The sequence below is a fragment of the Streptomyces sp. NPDC001634 genome (assembly GCF_040298185.1).
Lineage (GTDB): Bacteria > Actinomycetota > Actinomycetes > Streptomycetales > Streptomycetaceae > Streptomyces.
Window position 1 is genome coordinate 20,782 of the sequence record NZ_JBEOZU010000029.1, and the last position, 14,075, is coordinate 34,856.

The following is a 14,075-nucleotide window of genomic DNA, read 5'->3' on the forward strand; positions in this document are numbered from 1 at the left end:
TCGCTACAGCGTGCGGGTGTACGGCTGTCCGGCCGAGTGCTCCTGCGCGTCCGCCCTCGCCAGGCTGCGGGCTCTGCGCGCCGGTCCCCGCCAGCCGCAGATGCATCTGGCCACACAGAAACGGCCCTGTTCGACCGTCGTGGTGCGGTGTTCTTCCGGAATGGTGGGGGTGCCTTGCTGCTCCACCCCGACAAGGTTACCCAGGGCAAGTGAGTTGCCATGCCATGCGCGTGACGGGTCCTCCGACCCGTCGTTAACCGGAACGACAGGAGGGACACCGGGACGGACCGGCTGGGGGTAGGCAGGCGATGGTGGTGCGGCAGCACGGTCGGGTGGGTGCGGCGGTCTTCGCGACGATGGGACTCCTGGTCGGTGGCTCCTCGGTCTCCGGGTGCGCGGGCGGCGGTGCGGCGGCCGAGGACGCGCGTTCCGGTACGGGCGCGGTCGAGGCGCTGCACCGGGCAGCGGCGGCTCTGGAGCGGGCCGGCAGCTCCAAGGCCCGTACGTCGATGGAGATGGCCACCGGCGGCACCCGGGTCACCATCCGCGGCGAGGGCGTCTACGACTACCGCGACCGGCTCGGCCGGCTGAGGGTGACTCTGCCGCGGGACCCCGCAGGCGCCGAGGAGCACCGCCCCATCACCGAACTGCTCGCCCCCGGCGCCCTGTTCATGAAGAACCGGGGTGCCGGGGTGCCCGCGGACAAGTGGGTGCGGGTCGACACGACCACGCTGTCCGACGGCAACCTCGTCACCGGCGGCGTCACCGACCCTTACGCGGCGGCCGAGTTGCTGCGCGGGGTCCGGAAGGCGACATACGTGGGGCGGACCGAGGTCGCCGGGACGCCCGTGCGGCACTACCGCGGGGTGGCCGACATCGCGCTCGCCGCGCGGAGCGCTTCCGCCGGGACGAAGGAGTCCCTGCGGGCGGCGGCGAAAGGGTTCGCCACGGCCGACGTCCCGTTCGACGCCTACCTCGACGACCAGGGGCGCATCCGGAAGATCCGCCACCGGTTCAGCTTCGTCAACGGCCTGCAGAAGACGACGGTCGCCGTGGCCTCGACGACCTTGCTGTACGACTTCGGGGCCCCCGCCGACGTACGGCTGCCGAAGCCCAAGGACATCTACGCCGGGAAGATCGCGGAGCAGTGAGCGGAGCTGTGCGCGCAGGAGCGGGCGGAGCGGCGGCGCGCACCCGGAGATGGCCGGGAATGATCGGCGCCGAGGGGGCCGGAGAGCCCGCAGGCGTACCGGAGTGGCGCGGCTGAGGGGCTGGAAATGGTCCGTCCGTGCCATGCGCGGTGTGTAGGCCGCTCCCTACTCTAGGAAGTCGGTGACGGCAGAAAGAGGTGATGCACGTGGCTCCGGTCGGCGGTACGGCAGTTCAGGACCACGTGGCCCTCGCCGAGATCGAGCTGTGCGGTGACCTGATGATCGCGGCCTCGGCCGCGCACGAGGACCGGCTCAGTCTTGAGAGCATCGACGAGGTGCTGAAGGTGGCCGAAGAGCGGGATGCCTCCGGCGACTGAGCCGGGTGCCCGTCGTATGGCTGATCCCGGGGGCCCGTGGCATCGGGCGCACAGCGGCGGCGTCAGGTGCGCAGCAGGCGGCCGATGGCCTTTGTGGCCTCCTCCACCTTCGCGTCGATCTCCGACCCGCCCTTGAGCGCGGCGTCCGCGACGCAGTGGCGCAGGTGTTCCTCCAGGAGCTGGAGCGCGAAGGACTGCAGGGCCTTCGTCGAGGCGGAGACCTGCGTGAGTATGTCGATGCAGTACACGTCCTCGTCGACCATCCGCTGCAGACCGCGGATCTGGCCCTCGATACGGCGCAGCCGCTTGAGGTGCTCGTCCTTCTGCTTGTGATAGCCGTGGATGCCGCGGTCGTGATCGGTCACCACGGTCCCGGTGCCCTCGGAGGGCGCCCCCGCGCCGGCCTCGGTGGTCGTCATCGCGTCCTCCTGTTGACGGTTGCCCGGGGTTACGGTTTTGGACAGATGGCCCGCGGATGCGGATCGTGCACATCCCGATACGGACATATACCCCTGGTGGGTATATGGTAACGAACTTTGCTGGGTATACGGCCCTTGGCCAGAGCCTCGGCCGCCCCCGCACCGCCCCCGTGACGACCACTGTGTCCGATGGGCGAAACTGGAGGACGGCCCCTTAGCTGTGGCCGGATGATGCGCTTAGCATCAGCCTGACTGAAACCGAAGGATCCTGAGGACCCCACGTGCGCTTTCGTCTGACCCCCAGGGAGACGAGCTTTTATGACATGTTTGCCGCATCCGCGGACAACATCGTCACGGGCTCGAAACTCCTGATGGAACTGCTCGGGGCGGACGCCTCCGGCCGGGCCGAGATCGCAGAGCGTATGCGGGCCGCGGAACACGCCGGTGACGACGCCACGCACGCGATCTTCCACCAGTTGAACTCCTCGTTCATCACGCCGTTCGACCGCGAGGACATCTACTCCCTCGCATCGTCCCTCGACGACATCATGGACTTCATGGAGGAGGCCGTCGACCTGGTCGTCCTCTACAACATCGAGGAACTGCCGAAGGGCGTCGAGCAGCAGATCGAGGTACTGGCGCGGGCGGCTGAGCTGACGGCCGAGGCGATGCCGAACCTCCGCACGATGGAGAACCTCACCGAGTACTGGATCGAGGTGAACCGTCTGGAGAACCAGGCGGACCAGATCCACCGGAAGCTGCTCGCTCACCTGTTCAACGGCAAGTACGACGCGATCGAGGTCCTGAAGCTCAAGCAGATCGTGGATGTGCTGGAGGAGGCGGCGGACGCCTTCGAGCACGTGGCCAATACCGTGGAGACCATCGCGGTCAAGGAGTCCTGAGGCGTCCATGGACACCTTTGCCCTGGTCCTGACCATCCTGGTCGCACTCCTCTTCACCTATACGAACGGCTTCCACGACTCGGCGAACGCGATCGCCACATCGGTGTCGACGCGTGCGCTGACGCCGCGGGCGGCGCTGGCGATGGCGGCGGTGATGAACCTCGCCGGTGCGTTCTTCGGGGTCGGGGTGGCCAAGACGGTCAGTGAGGGCCTGATCCAGACGCCCGAGGGCGGTAAGGGGATGGGAATCCTCTTCGCGGCGCTCGTCGGTGCCATCACCTGGAACCTGATCACGTGGTACCACGGCCTGCCGTCGTCCTCGTCCCACGCGCTGTTCGGCGGCATGGTGGGTGCGGCGCTGGCCGGCGGTACGAGGGTGTACTGGAACGGGGTCCTGGACAAGATCATCACCCCGATGTTCCTGTCGCCCGTGGTGGGCCTGATCGTCGGCTATCTGGTGATGATGGTGATCATGTGGGTCTTCCGCCGGGCGAACCCGCACAAGGCGAAGCGGGGTTTCCGGATAGCGCAGACGGTGTCGGCGGCCGGGATGGCGCTCGGGCACGGTCTGCAGGACGCGCAGAAGACGATGGGTGTCGTGACGATGGCGCTGGTCATCGCGGACGTCCAGAAGTACGGGGACCCGATCCCGGTGTGGGTGAAGATCATCTGCGCGGTGATGCTGTCGCTGGGGACCTACGCCGGTGGGTGGCGCATCATGCGGACGATGGGCCGCAAGATCATTGAACTGGATCCGCCGCAGGGCTTCGCGGCGGAGACGACCGGTGCGTCGATCATGTTCGCGACGGCGTTCCTGTTCAAGGCCCCGATCTCCACGACGCACGTCATCACGTCGGCGATCATGGGTGTGGGGGCGACCAAGCGGGTGAACGCCGTGCGGTGGGGTGTCGCGAAGAACATCGTGCTCGGCTGGTTCATCACGATGCCGGCGGCGGCGATCGTGGCGGCGTGCGGGTTCTGGCTGATCGACCTGGCGTTCCTGTAAATCGCCGGTGGCCGGGGGCCGAGTAAATCGCCGGTGGCCGGGGTGCCGAGTAAGTCGCCGGTGGCCGGGAGCCGAGGAGGACTTCCATCGCCCCGCCCCCACGCGTCCCATCTCCTCCGGGGTCCGCCCCTTCACCCCCGGGACGGGGCGCGGTTACGCCCCCTGGACGCTTCCTGGGGCTGCGCCCCGCGGGACCCCCGCCTGGGACTGCGTCGCCCTCAGATCGCCGTCTGGACGGTTTCGCGTCGGTTCCTGTCGGGGGTTGTGCTCTCGCGATTCATCGCGGGGCTGTGCGCTGGACCGGCCGGGGGTTGCGGCTCTGGGGCCCTGCTGGGGGCTGTGCCCTCTCCGCCGCCGGGCTGTGTCGGCCTCAGGCAGTCGCCTGGATGGTTTCGCGTCGGTTCCTGTCGGGGGTCGTGCCCTGGCGAGCCGTCTCTGTGCAGTGCCCCAGCTCCGGCCGGGGGCTGCGCTCCCGGAGCGTGCCTCGGGGCTGTGCCCTGGCTTTCCTGCCGGGGAGTGCGTCGCCCTTCACGACCTCTGCGTGGCGGGCCGAAACCCAGCTCCGGCCGTGGGTTGCGGCTCTGGGGCCCTGCTGGGGGCTGTGCCCTCTCCACCGCGGGCTGTGTCGCCCTCAGGCAGTCGTCTCGTTGGTTTCGCGTCGTTCCTGTCGGGGGTCGTGCTCTCGCCATCCGTCCCGGGCTGTGCCCCAGCTCCGGCCGGGGGCTGCGGCTCTGGGGCCCTGCTCGGGGTTGTGCCCATTCCCCCTGGGGGCTGCGTCGCCATCAGGCAGTCGCCCGGACGGTTCGCCGCGGTTCCTGCCGAGGGTCGTGCTCTCGCGATTCATCGCTGGGCTGCGCCCCGGACCGGCCGGGGGCTGCAGCCCTGGGACCCTGATCGGGGTTGTGTCCGCTTCCCCCGCCGGGGGCTGCCTCCCCCGGGTCTCGCCCTCACCCCGGACCCCCGCCGGGACCACGCCCCCGACTCGAGGTTCCGCCTCAAGTCGTGAGGCGTCCCGCTGGAGTGGAGGTCTTCGAGATGCGGTTGTCGGCCTTGGGACAAGACTGGAGCTATGACTACCAAGGCACTCCTCGAAGGCGGGCCGGAGGATCTGGCGGGCAAGCTCGTGCCGGTCGTTCCTCCGGGACAAGAGCTGAAGATTCCGCACCGCGGCGGATACGAGCACTACAAGGTCACGTCGCGCCACGAGGACACCCAGGAGGGTCGGGTGAACGTCTACCAGTGGTGGGAACGGACAGAAGTCGCCGAATAGGCCGGGACGCGAACGGGCCCGCCCCCGGGAGCCAGGGGCGGGCCCTCTTCTACCTCGCGGTGGCACCGCCATGCAGCACCGCGAGGGGTCTTCGGCTACAGCCGATCAGCCGAAGCGGCCGGAGATGTAGTCCTCCGTCGCCTGGACCGACGGGTTGGAGAAGATCCGCTCCGTCTCGTCGATCTCGATCAGCTTGCCCGGCTGGCCCACGGCCGCCAGGTTGAAGAACGCCGTACGGTCCGAGACACGCGCCGCCTGCTGCATGTTGTGCGTCACGATGACGATCGTGAAGCGCTCCTTCAGCTCGCCGATCAGGTCCTCGATGGCGAGGGTGGAGATCGGGTCCAGGGCGGAGCAGGGCTCGTCCATCAGCAGGACCTTCGGCTCCACCGCGATCGCGCGGGCGATGCACAGACGCTGCTGCTGACCACCCGACAGGCCGGAGCCCGGCTTGTTCAGGCGGTCCTTGACCTCGTTCCAGAGATTCGCGCCCTTGAGGGACTTCTCGACGACGTCGTTCAGCTCGGACTTCTTGTAGCTGCCGTTCAGACGCAGACCCGCCGCCACGTTGTCGAAGATCGACATCGTGGGGAAGGGGTTCGGGCGCTGGAAGACCATGCCCACCTCGCGGCGGACGGAGACCGGGTCGACACCGGCGCCGTACAGGTCCTCGTCGTCCAGGAGCACCTTGCCCTCGACACGCCCGCCAGGCGTCACCTCGTGCATACGGTTGAGCGTGCGCAGGAACGTCGACTTGCCGCAGCCCGAGGGGCCGATGAACGCCGTCACAGAGCGAGGCTCGATGGACATCGAGATGTCCTCGATCGCCTTGTGGGAGCCGTAGTAGGCGGTGAGTCCGCTTACGTCGATTCGCTTGGCCATGACTACTTCACTTCCAGTATCAGTCGCTGAGGGCCCCGACCGGCGGAGCCGGAAATCGTCGCCTTAGCGACCGGTCTTCGGGGCCTTCCAGCGGGCGATCCCGCGGGCCAACAGGTTGAGGATCATCACGAAGCCGATGAGGGCGAGCGCTGCCGCCCACGCCCGGTCGTAGGCCGCGCCGGAGCCCGCGCTGTTCGCGTACTGCTGGTAGATGTACAGCGGCAGCGAGGCCTGCGGGTCCTGGAACGGGTTGCTGTTGATGAAGTTCGTGCCCCAGACCAAGAGCAGGACAGGTGCGGTTTCGCCGGTGATGCGCGCGATCGCGAGCATCACGCCCGTCGTGATACCGCCGATGGAGGTCGGCAGGACCACCTTGAGGATGGTGCGCCACTTCGGCACGCCCAGCGCGAGGGACGCCTCGCGCAGCTCGTTCGGGACGAGCTTGAGCATCTCCTCGGTGGAGCGGACCACCACGGGCATCATCAGGATCGACAGGGCGAGCGAGCCGGCGAAGCCGGAGTAGCCCATGTCGAGGATGAGGATCCAGAAGCTGAGGATGAACAGACCCGCGACGATCGACGGGATACCCGTCATGACGTCGACGAAGAAGGTGACGGCACGCGCGAGCTTGCCGCGCCCGTACTCGACCAGGTAGACGGCGGTGAGCACACCGACCGGCACGGCGATCACCGTGGCGATACCGACCTGCTCCAGGGTGCCGAGGATCGCGTGGTAGATACCGCCACCGGGCTCGGTGTCGGCGACCACGCCCATGGAGTGGGTCAGGAAGTAGACGTCGAAGACCTTCACACCGCGCTTGACGGTCTCCCAGATGAGGGAGGCCAGCGGGATGACCGCGACGAGGAAGCAGACCCAGACGAGGCTGGTCGCCAGACGGTCCTTGGCCTGCCGGCGGCCCTCCACACGGGCGGCGATGCCGTATGTGCCGAGGACGTGGAGGACCGCGGCGACCAGGCCCCACTGGACCTTGCTGTCAAGGCCGCCGGCCAGTCCGATGACCACGGCGAGGACGATGGAACCCGCGGCGATCGCCCAGGGCGACCACTTCGGCAGGCTGGCACCCTGCAGAGTGCTCGGACGCTTGTCGGTGACGGCTGCGGTGCTCATGCGTTGGCCCCCGAGTATTCCTTGCGGCGGGCGATGATCATGCGGGCCGCGCCGTTGACCAGCAGGGTGATGACGAAGAGGACGAGACCGGAGGCGATGAGCGCGTCACGGCCCTGGTCGGTGGCCTCGCCGAACTTGCTGGCGATGTTCTGGGCGAAGGTGCCGCCGCCCGGGTCCAGCAGGCTGGCCTGGATGTCGAAGGTCGGCGAGAGGACCGTGGCGACGGCCATCGTCTCGCCGAGCGCGCGGCCGAGGCCCAGCATCGAGGCGGAGATCACACCGGAGCGGCCGAAGGGCAGCACGGCCATGCGGATGACCTCCCAGCGCGTGGCGCCGAGGGCGAGGGCCGCCTCCTCGTGCATCTGCGGGACCTGGCGGAAGACCTCACGGCTCACGTTGGTGATGATCGGCAGGATCATGATCGCGAGCAGGATGCCGACGGTGAACAGCGAGCGCGGGGCGCCGCCCTGCCAGGAGAGGATGCCGGTCCAGCCGAAGTAGTCGTTGAGCCAGCCGAACAGTCCCTGCATGTGCGGTACGAGGACGAGGGCGCCCCACAGGCCGTACACGATCGACGGCACGGCGGCCAGCAGGTCGATCACATACGCGATGGGGCCGCCCAGCTTGCGCGGGGCGTAGTGCGTGATGAACAGCGCGATGCCCACCGCGACCGGGACCGCGATCGCCATGGCGATGATCGAGGAGACGACCGTGCCGAAGGCGAGGACCGCGATGCCGAAGACCGGCGGGATGAGGTTGGTGTTCCACTCGAAGGTGGTCAGGAAGTTGCCGTGGTCCTTGCTGATCGCGAGGGACGCACGGTAGGCGAGGAAGACCGCGATCGCGGCCATGATCACCAGGAGGAAGATGCCTGACCCGCGGGACAGACCGAGGAAGATCCGGTCTCCGGGGCGGGTGGCGCCGCGGCTCGTGCGCTTGTGCGCGGCCGCGGAAGGCTGGGGGGTGGGGGGAGGCGCGTCTGTGTTCTGTGTGGTTATGTCCATCGGGAGTCTCCGGTCTGCGGAGCCGCGGCGGGTGGCGGCTCCAGGCGGCGGTGCACCGGACGGTGCGGCCCGCCCCCGGAGGGAGCGGGCCGCACATCAGGTCAGCTCAGGCTCGAGATGGTGCTGCGAACCTTGGAGATGATCTCGGCGGGGATCGGCGCGTAGTTGGCGGCGGCCAGCTGGTTCTGGCCGTCCTCGGACGCGGTGTAGGTGAGGAAGGACTTCACGGCCGGCAGGGTGTCGGCCTTGTTGCCCTTGTCACAGACGATCTCGTAGGTGACGAGGGTGAGCGGGTAGGCGCCGGCCTCGGTCGGCTGGTAGTTCAGCTTCAGGGCCAGGTCGCTGCCGGTGCCGGCGACCGTGGCGCTGGCGATGGCCTTGGTGGCGTTCTCGACGGTGGCCTTGGCCGGGGTGGAGGCACCGGTCTTGAGGTCGACCGTCTTGATGCCGTCGGCGGCGTAGGAGAGCTCGAAGTACGAGATCGCACCCGAGGTCTGCTTCACCTGCTGGGCCAGACCCGCGGAGCCCTGAGCGGACTGGCCGCCCTTGGCCTGCCAGGCCTTGCCGCCCGTGTAGGGCCAGTCGGTCTTGGCGGTGGCGATCAGGTACTTGGTGAAGTTGTCCGTGGTGCCGGACTCGTCGGAGCGGTGGAAGGCCTGGATCTTGAGGTCGGGCAGCTTCGCGCTCGGGTTCAGCTTCTTGATCGCCGGGTCGTTCCAGTTCTTGATCTGGTCGTTGAAGATCTTGGCGATCGTGGAGGGGTCGAGGACCAGGCTGTCGACGCCCGGCACGTTGAAGCCGACCGCGATCGGGCCGCCGACCATCGGCAGGTCGATGGCCTTGCCGCCGCCGGTGCAGACCTTGCTGGACTGCTGGACCGCCTCGGGCTTCAGCGCGGAGTCCGAGCCGGCGAACGCGGTCTGGCCACCGAGGAACGCGGTGACACCCGCACCCGACCCGGTCGGGTTGTAGTTGATCTGCACGCCGGTGCAGGCCTGCGTGTAGGCCTTGACCCAGGCGTCGATCGCGTTCTTCTGCGCGGAAGAGCCGGAGGCCTGCAGCTGCCCCTTGGCGTTGTCGCACTTGACGGAGGAGCTGCTCGGCGCCGAGGCGGAGGAGCTGCTGCCACCGTTGTCGCTGCTCTTGGCATCCGAGCCGCACGCCGTGAGGGCCAGGGCGCCGGAGACGGCGACAGCACCGAGCGAAAGGGCGCGAAGCCGGTTCTTGCGCTGAAGCATCACTTTCGGGAGTTCCTTCCTGGAGCCGCCTCCAGGGCGGCGTGCGAGGTGTGGTCAGCCCGTCAGGGGGCTGGGGTGACTCTGGAGTGCGACAGCACGCCTTCATGCGTCCTTCGCACCGTGTAAGGCCGAAATTAGGCAGAACAGGTGAAGCTGCCGATGGCCAAGAGTGAACGGAAGGTGAACCCCTGAGGTCGGTGCGGTTAGGTCACGGAACGCTTACGTCTCGGACACAGGGGCATTCCATTGGGCCGGGCCGGTGTGGGGGTGCGTGGCCTGCGGTTTTCGGTCAGGTGCGGGTTCGTCGGGGTGGGGCGCGCCCACGCGGCGGAGCCGCATGGCGCAACTGCCGCGCGCCCCTTACGGCAGCGCGCGTTGTGCTGCTCCCCGCGCCCCTTTTCAGGGGCGCGGGGAGGTACTCAGGTCAGGTGCAGTGCGTTCAGGAGCGCGTCGACCAGTTCTCGGTCGCGGGGCTGCGTCAGACGGTTGCGGGCTGCTGTCGGGGTGAGCCAGAGCACGCGGTCCACTTCTCGGTTCGGGGTGAAGGATCCGCCCGTCGCCTCGGCCGCCCAGTAGTGCACCTGCTTCGGACGGCCGTTCGCCTCGTAGTGCATGGTGGGCAGGCGTGCGCCGGGCACGGCGGTGTACCCAGTTTCCTCCGCCACCTCCCGCAGCGCACCCCTGAGCGGGTCCTCGCCGCGCTTCAACTTGCCCTTCGGATGCGACCAGTCGTCGTACTTCGGCCGGTGGACCAGGCAGATCTCCGGCCCGCCGTCGATGGGTGAACGGCGCCACAGGACACAGCCCGCTGCGATGATGGTGTCGTCGGTCATCGGGTGCTCTGGCTCCTCTCTCGTGCCTGCGGCGTGACCCCTCTGATTGGCTCGCCTCCGGGGCGCTTGAGCCGGTGTCGAGAGCTCGACCGTGCTCAGCCCCTCCTTCGTCGGGGCCTCCGCGCGCCCGAGCTCTCGACACCGTCGCGCCCCTTCGGCTCGCTCGCGTGCGCAGTGCCGTGGTACGGGTGCCTACGGAGTGCCCACCGCCTGTTTCTGCCACGACTGCTGGAAGGCGAAGCGCGCCGCCTCCACCTCGTGGCGCTGGTCGGCGTGCAGAACGCCGAGTGCGTATGCCGTCGCCGGGGCGATGCGCGGGGTGCGCGCCGCCGCTGCCGCCGCCGCTGCCGCCTCGGAGGCGTCGCGGTGCCGGTTCAGGGCCTGGCCGGCCGCCAGCAGCCGTACGTCGACGGCCGCGTCCTCGCCGTAGAGCACCTCCCGGGCGTAGCGGTGCAGCCGCAGCAGCAGCCGGACCTGGTGCCAGGGGGCGTCCTGCGGATGCGGGGCCGGGTCGGGGGACAGGCCGTGGACAAGGGCCTCCGCGTTGTACGGGTGGCCCGCGATGACCAGCGGCAGCGCGGCCACCGCGTCGGTCAGCCGCTCCTCGGCCGCCGCCGCCAGCGGGCGCAGGTCGGCGCTCGCCGCGGCGGGCGTGAGCGGGACCTCGCTGGCGAGGACGGCGACGCTGTCCGCCACCGCGTGGAAGCGGCTCGACCCGATGGCCTGCAGGGCAGCGGAGTGGGCGCGTGTCCGGGCCAGGGTCAGCTGGCGCTCCAGCAGGGCGCCCGCCTTCGCCGCGCCCACGGTCAGATTGCCGCGCTCCGGGGTTGCGGGGTGGCTGCGCGGTCCGGCGCCGACGGGTTCCGCGACGGTCGCCGACTGCGCGGGGAAGACCGACGAGCCCGACAGCCGGTGCAGCGCGAGCAGCAGCCGTTCGAGCCGGGCCGCGTACGCGTGCTCGCGGGCCAGCGTCCCCGACAGCCAGGCGAGTTCGGGCCGCATCTCCTCGGACCAGTCGGCGTCGAGGAGGGGGCGGAACGTGTGCAGGGTGCCGCTGATACGGCGGGCCGAGCGGCGCAGCGAGAGTGCCGCGTCGCCGGAGTCCTCCGCGGCGTTCGCCGCGACGGCGCCGGTCTCCCGGTGCTGCCGCAGCGAGCGGAGGAACTCCGTGGCCTGGGCACTCAGGTAGCCCGCGAGGGCGTCCCCGGACACTGGCCCTGCCGTGGGGGTCGGGTCGGTCGGGGGGTCAAGGTGTTGCTGTGCCACGCCGGCGCCTCCGGGCGTCTATGAGCATCTCCTGGATGTTCCGCAGCGGCTGGCCGTCCCCGTCCATCGCGTGCCGGGTCCACTCGCCGTCCGGGCCCAGGTGCCAGGAGGAGGTCGTGTCGGACATACCGGTCTCCATGAGCCGGTTGAGCGCCGCCCGGTGCGCCGGGTCGGTGACCCTGACAAGTGCTTCGATGCGGCGGTCGAGATTGCGGTGCATCATGTCGGCGCTGCCGATCCACACCTCGGACTCGCCGCCGTTGCCGAAGGCGAAGACGCGCGAGTGCTCGAGGAAGCGGCCGAGGACGGACCGTACGCGTATGTTCTCGGACAGGCCGGGGACGCCCGGGCGCAGCGCGCAGATGCCGCGCACCCAGACGTCGACCGGGACGCCGGCCATCGACGCCCGGTAGAGGGCGTCGACGATCGCCTCGTCCACCATCGAGTTGACCTTGATGCGGACGTACGCGGGCCGGCCGGCCCGGTGGTGCTGTATCTCCTTGTTGATCCGCGAGATCAGACCGTCGCGCAGGGACTTGGGGGCGACGAGCAGCCGGCGGTAGGTCTCGCGGCGCGAGTAGCCCGACAGTCTGTTGAAGAGGTCGGACAGGTCCGCGCCGACCTGCGGATCGGCGGTCAGCAGCCCCAGGTCCTCGTACAGGCGTGCGGTCTTCGGGTGGTAGTTGCCCGTGCCGACGTGGCTGTAGCGGCGGAGCGTGTCGCCCTCCTGCCGTACGACGAGCGACAGCTTGCAGTGCGTCTTCAGCCCGACGAGCCCCCACACGACATGGCAGCCCGCCTCCTCCAGCTTGCGGGCCCACTTGATGTTGGCCTGCTCGTCGAAGCGGGCCTTGATCTCGACCAGCACGAGGACCTGCTTGCCGGACTCGGCCGCGTCGATGAGCGCGTCGACGATCGGCGAGGTCTCCGAGGTCCGGTACAGCGTCTGCTTGATGGCGAGCACGTCCGGGTCGGAGGCCGCCTGCTCCAGGAAGGCCTGGACGGAGGTGGAGAAGCTGTCGTACGGGTGGTGCAGCAGGACGTCCCGCTCCCGCAGCGCCGCGAATATGTCGGGCGCGGACGCCGACTCGACCTCCGCGAGGTCACGGTGGGTACCCGCGACGAACTTCGGGTACCTCAGCTCGGGCCGGTCGAGGTTGGCGACGCCGAAGAGGCCGGTGAGGTCCAGGGGGCCCGGCAGCGGGTACACCTCGGCCTCGGAGATCTTCAGCTCTCGGACGAGCAGGTCGAGGACGTACCGGTCGATGGACTCCTCGACCTCCAGGCGCACCGGCGGCCCGAAGCGGCGCCGCATGAGCTCCTTCTCCAGGGCCTGGAGCAGGTTCTCGGCGTCGTCCTCCTCGACCTCGAGGTCCTCGTTACGGGTGATGCGGAAGGTGTGGTGCTCCAGCACCTCCATGCCCGGGAACAGCTCCTCCAGATGCGCGGCGATGATGTCCTCGATGGGGACGTACCGCTGCGGGGAGGCCTCCAGGAAGCGGGAGAGCAGCGGCGGGACCTTGACGCGCGCGAAGTGGCGGTGGCCGGTGACCGGGTTGCGCACGACGACCGCGAGGTTGAGCGAGAGTCCCGAGATATAGGGGAAGGGGTGCGCGGGGTCGACGGCCAGCGGGGTGAGGACCGGGAAGATCTGGTGGCGGAAGAGCGTGAAGAGGCGCGCCTGCTCCTTCTCGGTCAGCTCGTTCCAGCGGACCAGGTGGATGCCCTCCTCCGCGAGCGCGGGGGCGACGTCCTCGTGGAAGCAGGCCGCGTGCCTGGCCATGAGCTCGCGGGAGCGGGCCCAGATCATCTCCAGCACCTCGCGGGGCTGGAGACCCGACGCCGACCGGGTGGCGACACCGGTGGCGATACGGCGCTTGAGACCCGCCACCCGGACCATGAAGAACTCGTCCAGGTTGCTCGCGAAGATCGCCAGGAACTTCGTGCGTTCGAGGAGGGGCGTGTTGGGGTCCTCGGCCAGTTCCAGCACGCGCTCGTTGAACGCGAGCCAGCTGCGCTCCCGGTCGAGGAAGCGGCCCTGGGGAAGCTCGGCGCCCTCGGTCTCCTCGTAGACGTCGAGGTCGGCATCGAGGTCGGGATCCAGGTCGGAGACCGCCGCGGCCACGGCGTGCGGGCGGTGCGCGGCGATGGAGCCCACGGAGGGCTGCTGATTCTGCATGTTCGCGCGACCCGCAGGCTCTCCATCACGGGTGGTGGGGGACGGGTGGGCCGGTGCCTCGGCGTTCTGCTGGCTCATGAACCCATTCTTCCGCGCCGACCGGGTCATGGGCGCGTCGGAGAGCGCGGGCGGCAGCGCGGCGAACGGAAGCCCGCGCTCCGCACCGGCCCCCTTCTCCGGAGGTGGGGAGGGCTCTGGCACGGCGGCAATCATTGGCTGAGCGTCGCAAGTCCGTCTGAATCAATGGTTACGGCGACATGACGTGCGGGATAGCGGGGGGAGGCTCGCGGACGTCTACATCGGGCGCACAGGCGTAGGACGGGGCTGGACGGGAGCGTGAACTCGGCGTCGAGGCGCCGCTCCTGTCCCGGGCGTCGTACGAAAGGCGTGCGGCTCGTCGTGCGGGCGGTCCGCACTCGC

General features: G+C 69.4%; 14 protein-coding genes. 5 read left to right on the top strand and 9 right to left on the bottom strand.

Annotated elements, in window-relative coordinates:
• Positions 1-3: 3 nt before the first annotated feature.
• On the bottom strand, positions 4-186 hold the full coding sequence (locus tag ABT186_RS20780) for a hypothetical protein (RefSeq protein ID WP_351232223.1): 183 nt from the start codon (positions 184-186) through the stop codon (positions 4-6).
• Between the two features lie 122 nt (positions 187-308).
• On the opposite strand from ABT186_RS20780, the gene ABT186_RS20785 reads away from it, so the two are divergent.
• Positions 309-1,151 carry an SCO4651 family lipoprotein gene (locus tag ABT186_RS20785; protein ID WP_351232221.1) on the top strand — a complete coding sequence of 281 codons (843 nt, stop codon included), beginning with the start codon at positions 309-311 and terminating at the stop codon, positions 1,149-1,151.
• Positions 1,152-1,357: 206 nt separating this feature from the next.
• Complete coding sequence (locus ABT186_RS20790) at positions 1,358-1,528, top strand: hypothetical protein (RefSeq protein WP_351926248.1); 171 nt, start codon at positions 1,358-1,360, stop codon at positions 1,526-1,528.
• A gap of 62 nt (positions 1,529-1,590) precedes the next feature.
• Here the strand turns inward: ABT186_RS20790 and ABT186_RS20795 are convergent, their stop codons facing one another.
• Positions 1,591-1,947 carry a metal-sensitive transcriptional regulator gene (locus ABT186_RS20795; RefSeq protein ID WP_351926205.1) on the bottom strand — a complete coding sequence of 119 codons (357 nt, stop codon included), beginning with the start codon at positions 1,945-1,947 and terminating at the stop codon, positions 1,591-1,593.
• A gap of 281 nt (positions 1,948-2,228) precedes the next feature.
• On the opposite strand from ABT186_RS20795, the gene ABT186_RS20800 reads away from it, so the two are divergent.
• From ABT186_RS20800 to ABT186_RS20810, 3 genes are all read left to right on the top strand, one after another.
• On the top strand, positions 2,229-2,849 hold the full coding sequence (locus tag ABT186_RS20800) for a DUF47 domain-containing protein (protein ID WP_351232215.1): 621 nt from the start codon (positions 2,229-2,231) through the stop codon (positions 2,847-2,849).
• Positions 2,850-2,856: 7 nt separating this feature from the next.
• Positions 2,857-3,855 (top strand): inorganic phosphate transporter, encoded by a 999-nt coding sequence (locus tag ABT186_RS20805; protein WP_351232213.1) that lies wholly within the window; start codon positions 2,857-2,859, stop codon positions 3,853-3,855.
• A gap of 1,069 nt (positions 3,856-4,924) precedes the next feature.
• On the top strand, positions 4,925-5,125 hold the full coding sequence (locus tag ABT186_RS20810) for a DUF5988 family protein (RefSeq protein WP_351231886.1): 201 nt from the start codon (positions 4,925-4,927) through the stop codon (positions 5,123-5,125).
• Positions 5,126-5,230: 105 nt separating this feature from the next.
• Here ABT186_RS20810 and pstB read toward each other — a convergent pair whose 3' ends face one another.
• The 7 genes from pstB to ABT186_RS20845 all read right to left on the bottom strand — a co-directional run bounded on the left by pstB (position 5,231) and on the right by ABT186_RS20845 (position 13,868).
• Positions 5,231-6,007 (bottom strand): phosphate ABC transporter ATP-binding protein PstB, encoded by a 777-nt coding sequence (gene pstB / locus ABT186_RS20815; RefSeq protein ID WP_351231884.1) that lies wholly within the window; start codon positions 6,005-6,007, stop codon positions 5,231-5,233.
• Positions 6,008-6,070: 63 nt separating this feature from the next.
• Positions 6,071-7,135, bottom strand: coding sequence for a phosphate ABC transporter permease PstA (gene pstA / locus ABT186_RS20820; protein WP_351231882.1), 1,065 nt, complete (start codon positions 7,133-7,135; stop codon positions 6,071-6,073).
• Complete coding sequence (gene pstC, locus ABT186_RS20825) at positions 7,132-8,139, bottom strand: phosphate ABC transporter permease subunit PstC (protein WP_351231880.1); 1,008 nt, start codon at positions 8,137-8,139, stop codon at positions 7,132-7,134. Before pstC ends, pstA begins: the two co-directional genes overlap by 4 nt.
• Before the next feature lie 101 nt (positions 8,140-8,240).
• A complete protein-coding gene (gene pstS / locus ABT186_RS20830) occupies positions 8,241-9,380 on the bottom strand; it encodes a phosphate ABC transporter substrate-binding protein PstS (protein ID WP_351926207.1) in 1,140 nt (379 codons plus the stop codon).
• A 416-nt stretch (positions 9,381-9,796) separates the two neighbouring features.
• Positions 9,797-10,210, bottom strand: a complete 414-nt coding sequence (locus tag ABT186_RS20835; RefSeq protein ID WP_351231876.1) for an NUDIX hydrolase — start codon at positions 10,208-10,210, stop codon at positions 9,797-9,799.
• A gap of 192 nt (positions 10,211-10,402) precedes the next feature.
• Positions 10,403-11,476: a CHAD domain-containing protein gene (locus tag ABT186_RS20840; RefSeq protein WP_351231874.1), complete on the bottom strand. Its 1,074-nt coding sequence runs from the start codon at positions 11,474-11,476 to the stop codon at positions 10,403-10,405.
• Complete coding sequence (locus ABT186_RS20845; protein ID WP_502973267.1) at positions 11,457-13,868, bottom strand: RNA degradosome polyphosphate kinase; 2,412 nt, start codon at positions 13,866-13,868, stop codon at positions 11,457-11,459. The genes ABT186_RS20840 and ABT186_RS20845 overlap by 20 nt, the downstream gene beginning before the upstream one ends.
• Positions 13,869-14,075 lie beyond the last annotated feature (207 nt).

What these genes read in the sequence shown, in the direction of transcription:
- ABT186_RS20795 (WP_351926205.1), bottom strand. Translation starts at nt 1,947, where the DNA reads ATGACGACCACCGAGGCCGGCGCGGGGGCGCCCTCCGAGGGCACCGGG.
- pstC (WP_351231880.1), bottom strand. Translation starts at nt 8,139, where the DNA reads ATGGACATAACCACACAGAACACAGACGCGCCTCCCCCCACCCCCCAG.
- ABT186_RS20805 (WP_351232213.1), top strand. Translation starts at nt 2,857, where the DNA reads ATGGACACCTTTGCCCTGGTCCTGACCATCCTGGTCGCACTCCTCTTC.
- ABT186_RS20845 (WP_502973267.1), bottom strand. Translation starts at nt 13,868, where the DNA reads ATGATTGCCGCCGTGCCAGAGCCCTCCCCACCTCCGGAGAAGGGGGCC.
- pstA (WP_351231882.1), bottom strand. Translation starts at nt 7,135, where the DNA reads ATGAGCACCGCAGCCGTCACCGACAAGCGTCCGAGCACTCTGCAGGGT.
- ABT186_RS20785 (WP_351232221.1), top strand. Translation starts at nt 309, where the DNA reads ATGGTGGTGCGGCAGCACGGTCGGGTGGGTGCGGCGGTCTTCGCGACG.
- ABT186_RS20835 (WP_351231876.1), bottom strand. Translation starts at nt 10,210, where the DNA reads ATGACCGACGACACCATCATCGCAGCGGGCTGTGTCCTGTGGCGCCGT.
- ABT186_RS20810 (WP_351231886.1), top strand. Translation starts at nt 4,925, where the DNA reads ATGACTACCAAGGCACTCCTCGAAGGCGGGCCGGAGGATCTGGCGGGC.
- pstB (WP_351231884.1), bottom strand. Translation starts at nt 6,007, where the DNA reads ATGGCCAAGCGAATCGACGTAAGCGGACTCACCGCCTACTACGGCTCC.